We start from the raw sequence: 17,191 nt of genomic DNA, 5'->3' as shown, positions 1-17,191 counted from the left end.
TCCGGGGCTCGGGCGCCGCACGGGAGCTCTCTGTGTCCTGTCTCGCCGGTTCCGTACGCCATGTTGCGTACGGCCTGGCGAAAGTCTTGTGGTGGGTGCGCTGCCCGACCCAGGTGGCTCCCGAGTACGAGGGCGGCGCTACGACGTGCGTCCCTTCGCGGGACCTTCCTTACGCCGGCGCCTGCGGCGCGGCGGCAGTCGGAGCGGCCATGGAGAGGGCCACCGCTGCCTCGCGGTCGGGCGCGAGCGGGTCGGTCACCGTGCCGGTCTCTTCATCGAACAGCCCCTGCGCCAGCCTGGTCACCCCTGCGGGGACCGGCGGCGCCAGGTCGGCCACGGCGCGAAGACCGGACAGAACGTCGTCGGGTCGAACGGCAGGCGTCACGTGCCGAACAACCAGCCGCAGTATCGCACAGGGCTGGTCCGTCGGCCCAGTAAGGGGCGCGGCGCCAGCCGCTCCAGTGGAGCCGACGCTTGCGGCGGGCTGTGGACTGTGCGTCTCAACACTTGTTCCAGCGCCTGCTTCAAATGCCTCAAGGCCCGCAACCGCACCCCGGGCATCGAAGGTTCTCATGCCGTTCTTGGCGAGGCGCTGGACCTCGACGGTCTCGGCGGCGTTGAAGATGTCGACGGCGCGGCGCGCGTCCTCGGGCGCCACACCCTCCAGACGCAGCTCCCATACGGAAGCCGTGAGCCGGTCGGCGAGCCCGGAGGTCCGGGCCTCGACCGCGTCGACGATGTCGAGCCCGGTGGGCAGCGACTCGTCGAGCAGCTCACGCAGTTTGTCGGGATCGCGCGCTTCGGTGAGCGCGATCTCCAGGTACTCCGCCTCACTGCCCGTGCCGGTGGCTGCGGCATTGGCGTACGACACCTTCGGATGCGGCGTGAACCCCGCCGAGTAGGCCATCGGCACCTCGGCACGGCGCAGCGCACGCTCGAAAGCGCGCTGGAAGTCACGGTGGCTGGTGAACCGGAGGCGGCCACGCTTGGTGTAGCGCAGTCGGATGCGCTGCACCGCAGGTGCGGGCGGCGGGCCTTCGGGCTGTCGCTTGCCCAGTGTCGTTCAGTCCTTCGTGAGTGCGGTCGTACTGCTACCAAGAGTACGTCCGTCGGCGCTTCCTGGTTCCCGCCGGGGCACCGGGACCACTTGCGGACGCTCCTCCTTCGACTCCCCGAACAGCATCCGCCGGAAGTCGGCGCGCGCCTGTCGTGCCGAGTCGCGTGCGGCGGCCAGCGCCTGCCGGGTGACCCGGCCCACACTGCGCGCGGCCTCGGCGGCGGGCCGCAGAACGGCGTCCCGTACGACATGCCCGAGGGGCGTCAGCACGGCGCGGTACGCCCAGCGCACGGGCTCCACGAAGATCCACCGAAGGAGGGTCCCCAGGAACCGTCCGACAGCGAGCGAGATGTGCCCGGCGATGCGCCAGGCATGCCCGAGCGCGGCACCGACCTCGCGCCCGATGACGGCGAGGCCGCGCCCCAGGGGCGTCAGGACCCAGCGCCACAGCGCGAGCGCGGGCAGCACGAGAAGCAGACGCAGCACCCAGTAGAGAACGAACCCGATCCCGGTGATCACCCTGCTGACGAGCCACGCGACCCCCTGGACACACCAGGCGATCGCCCTCCCGACCGGCGTGAGGACCCACTCGTACAGCCACTGCGCGGGTACGACGACCAGGTACCGCACGAGCCACGCGGCAACGGCGTACACACCGAGCCCGACAGCGGCGATCCCTGCCCCGATCCCCCGGAACACCCACAGCACCCCGTGCCCCCCAGGCGTGAGCACGCGCGCGTAGATCCACCCGAGCCCGGCGCCGATCCCCCGGAACACCCACAGGACCCCGTGCCCCACAGGCGTCAGCACGCGCGCGTAGATCCACCCGAGCCCGGCGCCGATTGCCCGGAACACCCAGACGGTGCCCTGGCCGAGAGGCGTCAGCACATACCGGAAGAGCCACACCAGCGGTACGACGACGAGCACGTTCCCGAGCCAGCCGAGCGCCTTCCCCAGGGGCACGACGACGTACCGCCACAGCCCGACGAACGGCCAGACGAAGACGGCCCGCGCGACCCACGCCAGCACCCGCCCGAGGGGCCGCAGCACCGCGTCCGTAAGAAGGCGCCAGCCGACAACCAACCCGTCCCACACCATCCGCACCGGCACGACCAGCACGAGCACAACGATCCGCACAGGAATGCGAATCGCAACGACGAGACAACCTTCGGGCTGCCGCTCGGGCTGCCGTGCCTCGGCGGCCGGTTTCTCCAGATCCATACCGACAAGGACGCGCCAACCCCCTGTCCGGATGCGGTGTATCCGAAAAGTGACCAGGACGAGGGACATCGTCCGTAAACGTACGACTTTCCGGCGCCGCACCTCGGCCGCTCTCCGGGGCACCCTGGGAGGCACCGTGACGGCAGGGCCGCAGGCACCCTCCTGCCAGAATGCGTGCATGCCGAACGCGATGAACGGGCTGAACGGGCTGAACGGGCTGGCCGAGTACTGCACTTCGACCCTCGATGAGCACAACTGCCCATCGGTCTCCGTGGCCGTCGTCGAACACGGCGAAGTGATCCTGGCCGAGGCATACGGCCTCGCGGACGTCAGCGCGGCCCGCCCGGCCACCCCCGAAACGGCCTACGCCCTGGCCTCGATCACCAAACCCATGACGGCGACGGCCATCTGCGTCGCGGCCGACGAGGGCCTGCTCGACCTGGACGCCCCCGTACCGGTGCCCATGCCCGCATCGGCCCGGGGCGACCAGCGATGGCCGGCCCCGACCGTCCGCCAGCTCCTCCAGCACCGGGGCGGCTTCGGCGCCCACTACGACTTCCACTACGCCGGCCCCGGGAACGGCGAACGCGTCGACGCGACCCCGTACGCGTTCCTTCACCGCCCCCCGGGTACCGCCTTCGAGTACGCCAACCTCGGCTACCGAGCCCTGGGCCACCTGCTGGAAGCGGCGACCGGCCAAGGGCTCGCAGACTTCGTACGGGAGCGCGTGTTCGAGCCCCTGGGTCTCACCGCCCTCCACCTGGGCCCCGCCTACCCCGGCCCGGCACCCCGGGCGACGCGCTACACGACCGACGGCCGCGCCTATCCGCCGTACTGCGACACCAGCCACCCGGGCGCGACCCTGGGCTGGGCCCCCGCCGCCCAACTGGCGCTCTTCGCCCAGTCGTACGACCGTCTGCTGAAACCGGAGACGGTCACAACCGTCCGGGAGGCGAGCCCGGTCAACCCCAGCCTCGGATACGGGCTCGGCTGGTGCCTGTCGAGTGGCGCCGGTCCCCTGGTGCAGAGCCACGGCGGCGGGATGGGCGGAGTGGCGGCGATCGTCGTGACCGTGCCCGAGCAACACTTGTCGGTGTCGGTACTGACCAACAGCACCGACAAGACAGCTCGCGACAAGATCACCCAGCACATCGTGACCGCACTCGTCCCCGGCTTCTCCCCCGAGTCGATCAACCCTTTCGCAGTCGACCCCGTACGCCCCCTGCACCTCCCGGCAACCGACTGGCAAGGCACGATCAGCACCCCCGAGGGAGACATCCCGATGTCACTGACTCTCTCCCCACAGGACAACCGGGCTCTCCTGCAGCTGAACGGCGAGACCGCGGAAGCCCAGGCGAGCGCATCGCAAGCCTGGGCGCTCCAGGCGACCTTCCCCCTGCAGCTCCCCACCGCGGACGCCCGGATCAACAGCCCGGCCCTGTCACTCCACCTCCGCCGAGACGACGGCGGCCGCAACCTCAGCGGCGTGGCACGGGCCCACAGACCCGGTGACTCGGAGGGCCTGCTGGGCAACCTCCTTACGCACATCTGCCAACTACAGCCCCACTGAACCCACTTGGCGCCGCGCACACCTATGCGACTGCCGCCCTGGCACCCTGGCACCCTGGCACCCATGTCGAAGACTCTCGGTGCACCCAGGCCCGACCAGGCGTCCTACATGCTGCGCGCCGCGTCCGAGGAAGCCGGCCGGGCGTACAAGCAGCGGCTGCTCGACCTGCTGGACCTCCACCCGGGCCACACCGTCCTGGACGTGGGCTGTGGACCCGGCACCGATCTCCCGGCCCTCGCCGAACGCGTCGGCGCGGGCGGTCGGGTGATCGGGGTGGACCAGGATCCCGCGATGCTGGCGACGGCCCGCCGGCGCACCGCCGACGTGAGCACGGTGGAGATCCGGGAGGCGGACGCGCATGCCCTTCCCGTCGGCCCCGGAACAGTGGACCGGGCCAAGATCGACCGGGTTCTGATGCATGTGCGGTCCCCCGCGGACGTACTGACCCAACTGCACACCGCCACCCGCCCCGGCGCCCTCGTCGGTCTGGTGGAACCCGACTGGGACACCCTGGCGGTGGACGCGGAGGACCTGGAGACGAGCCGCGCGTTCACCCGCTACACCGCCGAGAAAGTAGTCCGCCATGCCACTGTCGGGCGCCGCCTCGGCCGCCTGGCGGTCACGGCGGGTTTCCGCGTCGAGACGACGATCGCCACCACCCCGGTCTTCACCGACTTCGAGCACGGCGACCACACCCTCGGCCTCGGCCGCAACATGCAACAGGCCATCGCCGAGGGCCATATCGACCGGGCGCGGGGCGAGGCCTGGTTCGCCGGCCTCGCCCACGGACCCTTCTACGCCTCGTTCACCCTCGTCACCGTGGTCTGCTCCCGCCCATGACTGCCACTGGACGGCCCGGCCACCGCGGCGACGGTCTGACCGACCGCGAACTCGCGGTTGAGCAGGGTCTGGCGGCGGATCGGCTCCGGCAGGTCCGGCAGGTTCAGCAGCGTGTCGCAGGCCTCGATCGAGGCCGCGTAGTCGCCCACCCAGTAGGCGGTGATGGAGAACTCGAAAAGCAGACCCCACTCGTACACCCAGGACTTCGTGAACAGCAGGTCGTCCGGTTCCGGGGCCTCGACGACCCTGCCGAGCAGGGCGTGCGCGGTGCGGTAGCGGCCCTTCAGGCGCAGGCGTGAGGCCAGCTCGTAGCACGCTTCGAGCCGCGCGGGGCGGGCGTCCCAGGCGCGGGAGAACGCGTCCATCGCGCCCGGCCAGTCGTCGGCCCGCTCCGCCCTGAGGAGGCCGGCCTCCAGCAGAGAGCAGTAGACCTCCTCCTGCCAGCCGCCCATCGTCGCCCGCCGCTCGTACAGGGCGATCGCCTCCTGGACATGGCCCAGGTCGCGTTCGGTGTTGGCGAGGTAGAAGACGGTGCGGGTATTGGTGGGATCGCGCTCGAGTTCGCCGCGCAGGAGCCGCGCGTCGCGCTCGAACTTGTCGCTGCGGCAGCCGCCGTCGGCGTGGTCCTCGATGACGAGCGCGTCCAGGTTCTTCTGGATGTCGGGCCCGGCCGATTGGTCCGTGCACGGGTACTCGTGGGTGACACCGACGTAGCGCCACGCCCGGTCGCCGCGCATGAGGTGCTTGAAGCGGTGCTGGGTGCCGGGGGTGTCGTACCGCAGCATGTAGGACGTCGCCGTCAGCCGGGGAAGCGGGGCGTCCTGGCGCATGACGTGGTCGGCGTCGAGGGTGAGGAGGTAGTCGGCCTTGCCACGGGCGAGCTGGATGTTGCTGGTCCGGTTGTGCCCGAAGTCGGTCCAGGGTTCCTCGTGGAGTTCGCCAGGGATGCCGTCGAGCGTTTTACGAATCAGGTCCTGCGTGCCGTCCGTGGAGCCGGTGTCGCAGATGACCCAGTAGTCGATGAGGTGCCGTACGGAGCGCAGGCACCGTTCGATCACCTGGGACTCGTTCTTGACGATCATGCAGAGGCAGAGAGTCTGCTTTTTCACGGCGCCAATGTGGCACGAGCCGGATGCGTCGCTGCTCGTACACGCGGAAGGCGTCGCACGGGCGTAACCCATCTGAATGCATCGATTAATCCCATACGTTGATAAATGTGCGACTTTCGGATCATATTGCGACTCTATGCATCACGCTCAGGTAAAGCTCCCGAGGCAAGTCAAGGCAAGTCAAGGCAAGTCGATGCAAGGAGCACACCGATGAGTCCTGAGTACAGGACGCGTTCACTTCTCGGGCCGCTGGCGCGGGACAGGTTCAAGAAGGCCGGAATGATGGCCTCGCTCGCACTTGTCCTGGCCGCGAGCGTGGTCAGTCCGGCGGCGGCCGCGGCGCGCAGCGTGGGCAACCACACTGCCGGAGCGAACCACTACAGCGGCGGCAAGGACAAGTGCAGGAAGCAGGGATCGAAGCACCGCGTAGCCGAATCGACCGCCCAGGGCGGTAGGGACAACTGCCAGGGCCCGACGGGTCCGACCGGCCCGACGGGCGCCACCGGAGCCACGGGTGCCACGGGCGCGACCGGCGCCACGGGTGCGACCGGCGCGACAGGCACCGGCGTGACGGGCGCCACCGGAGCCACAGGTGCGACCGGCGCGACGGGCCCCGGCGCCGGAGCCACCGGAGCCACTGGAGCCACGGGCGAGACAGGTCCCACCGGCCCGACGGGCCCCACCGGAGCCACCGGCACCGGAGCGACGGGTCCCACCGGCGCGACCGGAGCGTGCGCCGAGATCGACGGCTACCAGGACCAGCAGGTCTACGAGGTCCGTGCCGCGGTGAGCGGCACCAGCACGTTCGCGGGCATCCGTGACGTCCGCCCCAATCGCGACCACACCCTGCGGTGGACCGACCTCAGCAACAGAACCGGCTACCCGAACGGTGGCCAGGCGGGCTTCGCCTGCGGTGTCTCGATCAACGAACACAGCCAGGGCGAACAGGACCTGGCGGGCATCAAGATCGACATCCTGACCACCACGGGTCAGGTCTTCGAGATCATCTGCACCGAGAGCCACGCCGGCAGCAGCCTGGCCACCCTGACCTGCCCCAACCCCGCACTCCCGACCCTGGCCTGGCAGCCACTGAACTCCCCTGACGTTGGCAACGACAACAACCGCCGCTTCATGCGCTGACCGCGACACCGCCACGCGCACAGCACTGAGCCCCCTTCCACTCGGAAGGGGGCTCAGCAACGGACTCAGTGCGTGTGCCCGGTGACCGCCGGCTGCTTCACGGTCAGCGGCAGCAACTTCTTGCCCGTGGGACCGATCTGAATGCTCGTGTCGAGCTGCGGACACACCCCACAGTCAAAGCACGGCGTCCACCGGCAGTCCTCGACCTCTGTCTCGTCGAGGGAGTCCTGCCAGTCCTCCCACAGCCAGTCCTTGTCGAGGCCCGAGTCCAGGTGGTCCCACGGAAGGACCTCCTCGTACGTGCGTTCACGCGTCGTGTACCAGTCGACGTCGACCCCGAATGCGGGCAGCGTCTTCTCCGCGCAGGCCATCCAGCGGTCGTACGAGAAGTACTCGCGCCAGCCGTCGAAGCGGCCGCCGTCCTCGTACACCGCGCGGATCACCGCACCGATACGCCGGTCGCCGCGCGACAGCAGGCCCTCGACGATGCCGGGCTTGCCGTCGTGGTAGCGGAAGCCGATCGAGCGGCCGTACTTCTTGTCGCCGCGGATCTTGTCCCGGAGCTTCTCCAGGCGCGCGTCCGTCTCCGTCGCCGAGAGCTGCGGGGCCCACTGGAACGGGGTGTGCGGCTTGGGCACGAAGCCGCCGATCGAGACCGTGCAGCGGATGTCGTTCTGGCCGGAGACCCTGCGGCCCTCGGCGATCACGTTCATCGCCATGTCGGCGATCTGGAGGACGTCCTCGTCGGTCTCCGTCGGCAGACCGCACATGAAGTACAGCTTCACCTGGCGCCAGCCGTTGCCGTACGCCGTGGAGACGGTCCGGATGAGGTCCTCCTCGGACACCATCTTGTTGATGACCTTGCGCAGGCGCTCACTGCCGCCCTCGGGCGCGAACGTCAGACCGGACCTGCGCCCGTTCCTGGTCAGCTCGTTGGCGAGGTCCACGTTGAAGGCGTCCACACGGGTCGACGGGAGCGACAGCCCGATCTTGTCCTCCGTGTAGCGGTCCGCCAGCCCCTTCGCGATGTCGCCGATCTCCGAGTGGTCGGCCGACGACAGGGAGAGGAGGCCCACCTCCTCGAAGCCGGTCGCCTTCAGGCCCTTCTCCACCATCTCGCCGATGCCAGTGATCGACCGCTCTCGCACCGGGCGCGTGATCATGCCGGCCTGGCAGAAGCGGCAGCCGCGCGTGCAGCCGCGGAAGATCTCGACCGACATCCGCTCGTGGACGGTCTCCGCGAGCGGGACCAGGGGCTGCTTGGGGTAGGGCCACTCGTCCAGGTCCATGACCGTGTGCTTGCTGACCCGCCACGGGACACCGGACTTGTTCGGTACGACGCGAGCGATCCGGCCGTCCGCCAGGTACTCCACGTCGTAGAACGCCGGGACGTAGACGCCGCCGGTCTTCGCGAGGCGGAACAGGACCTCCTCGCGACCGCCCGGGCGGCCCTCCGCCTTCCAGGCGCGGATGATCTCCGTCATGTCGAGGACGGCCTGCTCGCCGTCGCCGATGATCGCGGCGTCGATGAACTCCGCGATCGGCTCCGGGTTGAAGGCTGCGTGGCCGCCGGCCAGCACGATCGGGTCGTCCAGGCCACGGTCCTTGGACTCCAGCGGGATGCCCGCCAGGTCCAGCGCCGTCAGCATGTTCGTGTAGCCCAGCTCGGTGGAGAAGGACAGCCCGAACACGTCGAAGGCTCGCACGGGCCGGTGACCGTCCACCGTGAACTGCGGGACGCCGTGCTCCCGCATCAGCGCCTCGAGGTCCGGCCAGACGCTGTACGTACGCTCGGCGAGGACGCCTTCGCGCTCGTTCAGTACCTCATAAAGGATCATGACGCCCTGGTTGGGCAGCCCGACCTCGTACGCGTCGGGGTACATGAGCGCCCAGCGGACGTCGCAGTCCTCCCAGGGCTTGACCGTGGAGTTGAGCTCGCCGCCCACGTACTGGATCGGCTTCTGCACATGAGGCAGCAGGGCTTCGAGCTGCGGGAAAACCGACTCGGCAGACATCGCGGCGTTACCTTCGTGAGCTGACGGGGGATGACCACCAAGCGTAACCCGCCCGGAGGACTCCCCCGCCCGCGGAGAAACCGGGGCTGAACCGGGTACTAAACCTCCATTGAACCCTGAATCGTCCCCCATTCCTCGGGCAGCGAGTCCTCCACCTCCGTGGCCCGCCGCTCCTCGCGCCCGTACAGCAGCCCGTACGTGAAGGTGTTCTCGCCCGCCGCGTGTGCCACGGCGGACAGCTCGCCCAGTGTGGTGCGGACCATGACGCTGTCCTGGTGGTCGCCGAGCAGGCTCTGGAGGGACTTCATCGACTTGGTCAGGGCCTTGGCCGGGCTGCCGAGGGCGGGGCCCGCCGCCTCGGCCGCGTAACGGGTGCGCTTGGCCTTCTTGCGCGCCTCGTGCAGCCCGAGGTCGCGGTCGGCGCCGGGCGGCTGCTCCATGGCCTCCTCGACCAGCGCGGACACCTTCGCGAAGTCCTTGCGTACGGCCTTGGCGAGCACCTTGGCCGGTTTCTTCGCCGCCGCCTTGAGCACCGGCGGGTCGGCGACCACGGCGTCCAGGGTGTCGAGGAGGGTCAGATAGCGCGGGGAGTCCAGCACACCGAGGAGTCTGCGGCGCGCTCCTCCGTACTCGGCCTTGGACCAGGCGCCCAGCCGGTCCCGGATCGGGCCGTGGAGGAGGGTGGGGGCCAGGTCGTCGAGAACCGTGCCCAGGCGTTCGGCCAGCACCTCGTGGTCGCGGCCGACGCCCAGCTCGGCGGCGAGCCACTTCAGGTCGGCGCCGATGGGGTCGGTGACCTTCCGGTCGAGGACCTTGGAGAAGGACTTGAACGTGCTGCGCAGTCGGCGCGTGGCGACCCTCATGTCATGCACGGACTCCTCGGCGTCCTGGCGCACGGCCGGGTCCAGGTCGACGATGGCGTCCCGCTGGGCGCGGATGTAGGCGAGGACGTGGTCGCCGGCGGTGACGGGCTCGGCGGGTTGGTCCTTCGGCCGCGGGTGTCCGCCCTTGGTCTCCGCCAGCGCCCGGGCCAGCTTCGACGCGGACTTCGAGGGCCGTACGCCCGCCTTGCGAAGGCGTTTCTCCACCTTGTCCAGGAAGGCCGGGTTCCCGCCGTCGGCGAGCTCCACCTCGATCTCGGTCCACTGGGCGGTGCCCTCGCCGCCGAACAGCCGCTCCGCCCGTACGGTGTCCACGCCGACCTCGGCGAGTTGGCGGCCGTCGGCGCCGACGAGGTCGCGAAGGTCCCGTGTGGAGCGCAGCCGCACCACCGGCACGAGCTGGCCCTCGCGGATCCGGGCGCGCACCAGGCTCGCCAGTTCGTCGGGGACGGTGTCGGAGAGCGGTACCTGGATCTCGTCCCGGACGCCCGGGCCGACCGGGAGTTTCAGGTGCCAGCCGGCGTCGGAGCCGCCGGTGCGGCGGCGCAGGGTGATCGAGGCCGCGGCCAGCCGCAGGTCCGAGGTGTCGTAGTAGGTCGCGTTCAGTTCGGCGGTGCCCTTGTCGAGGACGTCCGCGACTGCGGCGACACCGGTCAGGTCGGGCAGCCCACTGTCATCGGATTCGTACTTTCGCTCGATTTCCCGCTTTGTGTCCGCCATGAATCGAATCTAGTCACGATTCCGTTTCGATGGCAGTACCCAAAAGGTGTTTATTGGCCATCCGGGACACCTCCACCGTTTCCCCGGACTACACCCACTGGCCACCTCGGTCAGGCCGACATGGGCCGTTGCACCCTGATCGACTGCAACAGCCCCACCGCCACCCACACGGCGAACATCGACGATCCTCCGTACGACACGAAGGGCAGTGGCAGACCGGCGACCGGCATGATCCCCAGGGTCATCCCGATGTTCTCGAACGCCTGGAAGGCGAACCACGCGATGATCCCGGCGGCGACGATCGTGCCGTACAGCTCGGTCGTCTCGCGGGCGATACGGCAGGCGCGCCACAGCACCACACCCAGGAGCACGATGATCAGGCCGGCGCCGACGAAGCCGAGCTCCTCTCCCGCGACCGTGAACACGAAGTCGGTCTGTTGTTCGGGGACGAACTGGCCCGTGGTCTGCGAGCCGTGGAACAGGCCGGTGCCGGTGAGGCCGCCGGAACCGATCGCGATCCGCGCCTGGTTGGTGTTGTAACCGACCCCGGCCGGGTCCAGCTCGGGGTTGGCGAAGGCGGCGAAGCGGTTGATCTGGTACTCGTCCAGGATCCCGAGCTGCCAGATCAGCACCGCGCCGAGGGCGCCCGTACCGAGCAGGCCGAAGACCCAGCGGTTGGAGGCACCTGAGGCGAGCAGCACACCGAGCACGATGATGACCATGACCATGACCGACCCGAGGTCGGGCATCAGCATGACGATCATCATCGGTACGGCGGCCAGACCCAGCGCCTGGAGCACCGTGCGGTGGTCGGGGTAGGCCTTGTCGCCCGCGTCGACCCGCGCGGCCAGGAGCATGGCCATGCCCAGGATGATCGTGATCTTCACGAACTCCGAGGGCTGGAGGGAGAAGCCGCCGCCGAGCACGATCCACGCGTGGGCGCCGTTGACGGTCGCGCCGAGCGGGGTCAGCACCATGAGGATCAGGAAGACCGAGAGGCCGTACAGGACCGGGACCGCGGTGCGCAGGTTGCGGTGGCCGAGCCAGACCGTGCCGATCATCAGGCAGAACCCGATGCCGGTGTTCATGAGGTGCCGGATCAGGAAGTAGTACTGGTCGCCCTGGTTGATCTCGGTGCGGTTGCGGGTCGCCGAGTAGACCAGGATCGCGCCCATGAAGGACAGCGCGAGCGCGGACAGCAGTATCGGCCAGTCCAGCCTGCGGGCCAGCGAGTCGCGGGCCATCAGGCGGGACAGGGACGAGCGTTCGGGGCCGTAGCCGGAGACGGAGAAGGTGTTCGCGCCAGTCATGAGATCGTCCTCCGCCTACTCTGCGGCCTGCGCGTACTCCGCCTGCGCCTGCGACGGGCCCGGTTGGTGCCCGTCCGTTCGGACGCCACCGTGGCCGGCGGGAGCTGTCCGCCCGCGAGGGCGAGCGTCTCCTCGGTGGCCTCCTTCGGCGGCACGTACGGCTTGATCTTCGGGGCGTCGATCGAGCCGTCCGACTCGATCTTCGGCAGGCTCTTCTGCGGGGTGGGCAGCAGCGCCTTCCGGTTGTCGATCGTGCCGTCCTTGGAGACGCCGTACAGAGCCTCGTATATGTGGCGGACGGCCGGGCCGGAGGCTCCGGAACCCGTACCACCCTGGGAGATCGTCATGACGATCGTGTAGTCCTTGGTGTACGTCGCGAACCACGAGGTGGTCTGCCTGCCGTAGACCTCGGCCGTACCCGTCTTGGCGTGCATCTGGATCTTGTCCTGCGGCCAGCCGATGAACCGCCAGGCCGCCGAACCGCGGGTGACGACCCCTTCCAGGGCACCGTTTATGTCCTTCAGGGTCGCCTGGGTGATCGGCAGCTTGCCGTGCGACTTGGGCGCGATCGCCTGGACGCCCTTGCCGTCGGCGCTGATGACCGCCTTGCCGACGGTCGGGTCGTACAGGGTGCCACCGTTGGAGATCGCCGAGTAGATGGTCGCCATCTGTATCGGCGTGACGAGGATGTCGCCCTGTCCGATCGAGTAGTTGACGGAGTCACCGGCGCGCATCAGATTGCCTTCGAGGCAGTTCTCGTACGCGATCTGCTCGGCGTACGAGCCGCCCTTCTTGCCGTACTTGCACCAGGAGGCCTTGTTGGCCTTCCAGTAGTCCTGCTTCCACTTGCGGTCGGGGACGCGGCCGGTGACCTCGTTGGGCAGGTCGATGCCGGTCTCGGCGCCGAGGCCGAACTGGTGGGCGGTCTTGTAGAACCAGTTGCCGGCGCTCTTCTTCGGCTTCAGGCCGCCGTCCTTCGCCCACTGGTCGTGGGCGATGCGGTAGAAGACGGTGTCGCAGGAGACCTCGATGGCGCGGCCGAGACTGATCGGGCCGTACCCCTTGGACTCGTAGTTCTTGAAGACCTGGCCGCCGATCGAGTACGAGCTGGAGCAGTCGTAGTTCCCGTCGAAGGGGTAGCCCGCGTTGACGGCGGCCGAGGTGGAGATGACCTTGAAGATCGAGCCGGGGGCCGCCTGGCCCTGGATCGCCCGGTTGAGCAGCGGGTAGTTGGAGTTCTTGCCGGTCAGCTTGCCGTAGTCCTTGGCGGAGATGCCGCCCACCCAGGCGTTCGGGTCGTACGTCGGGTTGGACGCCATGGCGACGACCCGGCCCGTCTTGGCCTCCATGACGACGACCGCGCCCGCGTCGGCCTTGTAGTTCTCGCCGGTGTTGTCGTCGAAACCCTTGCGGGCTTCCTTCATCGCGAAGTTCAGCTCGTACTCGGCGACCCGCTGGACACGGGCGTCGATGCTGGTGACGAGGTTGGAGCCGGACTGGGCGGGGTCCGCCTCGGCGGTGCCGATGACGCGGCCGAGGTTGTCGACCTCGTAGCGGGTGACGCCGGCCTTGCCGCGCAGCTCCTTGTCGTACTCCCGCTCGAGACCGGACCGGCCGACCTGGTCGGAGCGCAGGTAGGGCGATTCGGTGTCCTTCGCCTTGGTGATCTCCTCGTCGGTGACCGGGGAGAGGTAGCCGAGGACCTGGGCGGTGTTGGACCCGCCGGGGCCCGCGTAGCGTCGCACGGCCTCGGGCTCGGCGGTGATGCCGGGGAAGTCCTCGGAGCGCTCGCGGATCTGGAGGGCCTGGCGAGGGGTGGCCTCGTCGGTGATGGGGATCGGCTGGTACGGCGACCCGTTCCAGCAGGGCTGCGGCGTCTTGGCGTCGCACAGCCGGACCTTGTCCTTGACGTCCTTGGCCTTCATGCCCAGGACCCCGGCGAGCTTGGTGAGGACGGCGTCACCGTCGTCCTTCATCTTCAGCAGCTCGGTCCGGGAGGCGGAGACGACCAGGCGGGTCTCGTTGTCCGCGATCGGCACCCCGCGCGCGTCGAGGATCGACCCGCGTACGGCGGGCTGCACGACCTGCTGCACATGGTTGCCGGACGCCTCCTTGGCGTAGGCGTCCCCCTCGCGGATCTGGAGGTACCACAGGCGGCCCCCGAGGGTGCCGAGGAGGGAGAGGACGAGGATCTGGATGACGACGAGACGGATCTGGACGCGTGGCGTCCGGCCGGTCTCGGGAATGTTGGTCACTGGTGCTGCCTCCGCCTCTCAGTGCGCGTGCAGGACACGTACGTACGAGGCATACGAGTACACGGTCGAGCTGTGAACATGGGCATGAGTGTCGGCATCGGCGTCGGCATCGGTGTTCGACCGGCGGGCGGTCACAGGCGCTTGACCCCCTTGATGCGGCCGGCGCGGGCGGCCTTCGAGCGGGCCGCCTTGACCTTCAGGCCGCCGCGCTGGCTGCCGATGCGCAGGCCGGTGCCGGAGGAGAGCCAGCCCGAGGAGATGTCGGACTTCTTGGCCGCGGAGTTGGTCTCCGCCAGCGGATCGTTCTCCGCTCTGCGGGCCAGGAACATGATGCCGGGGACCACGAAGGGCGCGAGCAGCAGGTCGTACAGCGCGGCCGTGAACAGCAGGCTGCTGAGGCCGACATGGCGGGCGGCGGTGTCGCCGACGAGGGCGCCGACACCGGCGTACAGCAGGGTCGTGCCGACGGCGGCGGCGACCACGACGGCCATCGGGCCGGTGGCCGACTTGAGCCGGCCGGTCTCGGGTTTCACCAGACCCGCCAGATAGCCGACGAAGCACAGCACGAGGGCGTAGCGGCCGGCCGCGTGGTCGGCGGGCGGGGCGAGGTCGGCGAGAAGTCCGGCGCCGAAACCGACGAGTGCGCCGCCGACATGGCCGTACACCAGGGCGAGGCCGAGGACGGTCAGCAGCAGCAGGTCGGGGACGGCGCCCGGGAGGTGGAGGCGGGCGAGGACGCTCACCTGGATCACCATGGCGACGACCACCAGGGTGGTGGAGAGGAGCATCCGGTTGAAACGCATGGGAGAGTTCAGCTCCTACTGCTCTTGCTGGTACTGGCCGTCGGCCGCCGACGCGGACGGTGTCACCGTCACGGTGACCGTGGGCGTGGGCGTCGGCCTCGGCTTGGCCGGGAGGACGGTGTCGCGCGGGTCGGTGCGCGGGGCCTCGACGACGACACCGACGATGTCGAGCTTGGTGAAGCCGACGAACGGCGTGACGTAGATCGTGCGCGTCAGGTCGCCGCCCGAAGGATCGACCCGGGACACGAAACCGACGGGTACGCCGGGCACGAACGGCTTGTCGGCCTGCGAGCCGAAGGTGACGAGCCGGTCGCCCTTTCTCACCTTGGCCTTGCCGTTGAGGAGCTGGACGCGCAGCGGCCGGTCGCCCTGCCCGGAGGCGAAGCCCAGTTCGTCGCTGCCCTCCATCCGCGTACCGACGGTGAAGTCCGGGTCGTTGGCGAGCAGCACGGTCGAGGTGCCTGGGCCGACGGTGGTGACGCGGCCGACGAGTCCGTCGCCGTTCAGGACGGTCATGTCGCGCTTGATGCCGTCGTTGGCGCCGACGTCGATGGTGACCGTCCAGGAGAAGCCCTGGGCTGCTCCTATGGCGATGACCTCGGCGCCCTTGATGCCGTACTGCCCGGCGCCGGCCGACTTGAGCATCTTGTCGAGCTGGCCCAGGCGGCTGCGATTGCGATCGCCGCTGCCGAGACGGGCCTTGAGCCCCGCGTTCTCCTTCTCCAGCGTGGCGAGTCGGTCGTGCCGGTCACCGGAGTCGCGTACGGCGGCGACGGCATCGCCGACCGGGTCGACCACGGTGGCCACCCCGTCCTCGACCGGGCCGAAGACGGCTGCCGCGGCCTGCCGGGCACCGTCGACCGGTGAGTCCTCCCCGCCTCGGATGTCCACCGTGATCAGCGCGAACGCGATGGCGATCAGCAGCACCAGGAGCAGCCGGCTCTCTCGTGTGTCCCTCACGTGCGGCGGCCGTGCCTTCCTCAATAGAGTTTTTTTGGGGCAACAGAGTTTTGGGGGCAACAGGGTTCTTTGGGGAGCTTATGCCTCTATACCAACGATCCGCCGTACGAGAGGAGATCATCTCGTACGGCGGAATCGAAGAGTTGCGTCATCTGCGCGGCTGGGCGTCCAGCACCTGCTGGAGCGCCTCGAACTCCTCCACGCACTTGCCGGAACCGAGCACCACGCTGTCCAGCGGGTCCTCGGCGATGTGGATGGGCATGCCGGTCTCACGGCGCAGCCGTTCGTCGAGCCCGCGGAGCAGGGCTCCGCCGCCGGTCAGAACGATTCCGCGGTCCATGATGTCGCCGGACAGCTCGGGCGGGCACTTGTCGAGGGTGGTCTTCACGGCGTCGACGATCGCGTTGACCGGTTCCTCGATCGCCTTGCGTACTTCGGCCGCGGAGATCACGACGGTCTTGGGCAGCCCGGAGACAAGGTCCCGGCCGCGGATTTCGGTGTGTTCGTCGTTGTCGAGGTCGTACGCCGAACCGATCGTGATCTTGATCTGTTCGGCAGTCCGCTCACCCAGCAGAAGGGAGTACTCCTTCTTGATGTGCTGGATGATCGAGCTGTCCAGTTCGTCACCCGCGACGCGGATGGACTGCGCGGTGACGATGCCGCCGAGGGAGATGACCGCGACCTCCGTGGTGCCGCCGCCGATGTCCACCACCATGTTGCCCGTGGCCTCGTGGACCGGCAGGCCGGAGCCGATGGCCGCGGCCATGGGCTCCTCGATGATGTGCACCTGGCGCGCGCCGGCCTGGGACGAGGCCTCGATGACGGCGCGGCGCTCGACGCCCGTGATGCCCGAGGGCACACAGACGACGACACGGGGACGGGCGAGGTACCGCCGCTTGTGAATCTTCAGAATGAAGTAGCGGAGCATCCGCTCGGTGATCTCGAAGTCGGCGATGACGCCGTCCCTGAGCGGGCGCACGGCAACGATGTTGCCGGGCGTCCGACCGATCATCTTCTTCGCTTCCGATCCGACCGCGAGAATGCCACCGGTGTTGGTGTTGATCGCGACGACGGACGGCTCGTTGAGTACGATCCCGCGACCCCTGACGTACACCAGCGTGTTGGCGGTCCCGAGGTCGACAGCCATGTCACGGCCGATGAACGACATTGAGTTCCCCATCAGGATTCGTCTGGCCTTCCCAAGTGAAGCGTGTGAGGGCTTTGGTTTGGGGCGGCGAAGTGGGTGCGGTGGCGTACAGGCTTGCCAGGCTTACATCGTAGTCGCGCCTGTACGAACACCACGCGAGGGT

The 17,191-nt window shown here is 69.0% G+C and carries 13 protein-coding genes; 3 read left to right on the top strand and 10 right to left on the bottom strand.

Annotated elements, in window-relative coordinates:
• Window positions 1-169: 169 nt before the first annotated feature.
• Entirely contained in the window at window positions 170-1,015 is an 846-nt protein-coding gene (locus OG734_RS32555) for a TIGR03936 family radical SAM-associated protein (RefSeq protein ID WP_330291006.1), read from the bottom strand.
• A gap of 48 nt (window positions 1,016-1,063) precedes the next feature.
• Window positions 1,064-2,278, bottom strand: coding sequence for a hypothetical protein (locus tag OG734_RS32550; protein WP_330291005.1), 1,215 nt, complete (start codon window positions 2,276-2,278; stop codon window positions 1,064-1,066).
• A gap of 178 nt (window positions 2,279-2,456) precedes the next feature.
• On the opposite strand from OG734_RS32550, the gene OG734_RS32545 reads away from it, so the two are divergent.
• Window positions 2,457-3,848, top strand: a complete 1,392-nt coding sequence (locus OG734_RS32545; RefSeq protein WP_330291004.1) for a serine hydrolase domain-containing protein — start codon at window positions 2,457-2,459, stop codon at window positions 3,846-3,848.
• 63 nt (window positions 3,849-3,911) lie between these two features.
• Window positions 3,912-4,688 (top strand): methyltransferase domain-containing protein, encoded by a 777-nt coding sequence (locus OG734_RS32540; protein ID WP_330291003.1) that lies wholly within the window; start codon window positions 3,912-3,914, stop codon window positions 4,686-4,688.
• Here OG734_RS32540 and OG734_RS32535 read toward each other — a convergent pair.
• Window positions 4,643-5,797: a glycosyltransferase gene (locus OG734_RS32535; protein WP_330291002.1), complete on the bottom strand. Its 1,155-nt coding sequence runs from the start codon at window positions 5,795-5,797 to the stop codon at window positions 4,643-4,645. The genes OG734_RS32540 and OG734_RS32535 overlap by 46 nt on opposite strands.
• A 210-nt stretch (window positions 5,798-6,007) precedes the next feature.
• Here OG734_RS32535 and OG734_RS32530 point away from each other — a divergent pair, with 210 nt between their 5' ends.
• A complete protein-coding gene (locus tag OG734_RS32530; protein WP_330291001.1) occupies window positions 6,008-6,937 on the top strand; it encodes a hypothetical protein in 930 nt (309 codons plus the stop codon).
• A gap of 65 nt (window positions 6,938-7,002) precedes the next feature.
• On the opposite strand, the gene OG734_RS32525 is transcribed toward OG734_RS32530, so the two are convergent.
• The 7 genes from OG734_RS32525 to OG734_RS32495 form a co-directional block, all read right to left on the bottom strand.
• A complete protein-coding gene (locus OG734_RS32525) occupies window positions 7,003-8,952 on the bottom strand; it encodes a TIGR03960 family B12-binding radical SAM protein (RefSeq protein WP_330291000.1) in 1,950 nt (649 codons plus the stop codon).
• A gap of 98 nt (window positions 8,953-9,050) precedes the next feature.
• On the bottom strand, window positions 9,051-10,553 hold the full coding sequence (locus OG734_RS32520; protein ID WP_330290999.1) for a CYTH and CHAD domain-containing protein: 1,503 nt from the start codon (window positions 10,551-10,553) through the stop codon (window positions 9,051-9,053).
• A gap of 110 nt (window positions 10,554-10,663) precedes the next feature.
• Entirely contained in the window at window positions 10,664-11,863 is a 1,200-nt protein-coding gene (gene rodA / locus OG734_RS32515) for a rod shape-determining protein RodA (RefSeq protein ID WP_330290998.1), read from the bottom strand.
• Entirely contained in the window at window positions 11,860-14,118 is a 2,259-nt protein-coding gene (mrdA, locus tag OG734_RS32510) for a penicillin-binding protein 2 (RefSeq protein ID WP_330290997.1), read from the bottom strand. The genes rodA and mrdA overlap by 4 nt, the downstream gene beginning before the upstream one ends.
• A gap of 131 nt (window positions 14,119-14,249) precedes the next feature.
• Window positions 14,250-14,921, bottom strand: a complete 672-nt coding sequence (mreD, locus tag OG734_RS32505) for a rod shape-determining protein MreD (protein ID WP_330290996.1) — start codon at window positions 14,919-14,921, stop codon at window positions 14,250-14,252.
• A 15-nt stretch (window positions 14,922-14,936) separates the two neighbouring features.
• On the bottom strand, window positions 14,937-15,881 hold the full coding sequence (gene mreC / locus OG734_RS32500; RefSeq protein WP_330290995.1) for a rod shape-determining protein MreC: 945 nt from the start codon (window positions 15,879-15,881) through the stop codon (window positions 14,937-14,939).
• Between the two features lie 148 nt (window positions 15,882-16,029).
• Entirely contained in the window at window positions 16,030-17,049 is a 1,020-nt protein-coding gene (locus OG734_RS32495) for a rod shape-determining protein (RefSeq protein WP_327694884.1), read from the bottom strand.
• Between the last annotated feature and the right edge of the window lie 142 nt (window positions 17,050-17,191).

It is taken from the genome of Streptomyces sp. NBC_00576 (assembly GCF_036345175.1).
GTDB lineage: Bacteria > Actinomycetota > Actinomycetes > Streptomycetales > Streptomycetaceae > Streptomyces.
The sequence above is the reverse complement of the archived record's forward strand: the minus strand, read 5'-3'. Positions and strand labels throughout refer to the sequence as shown.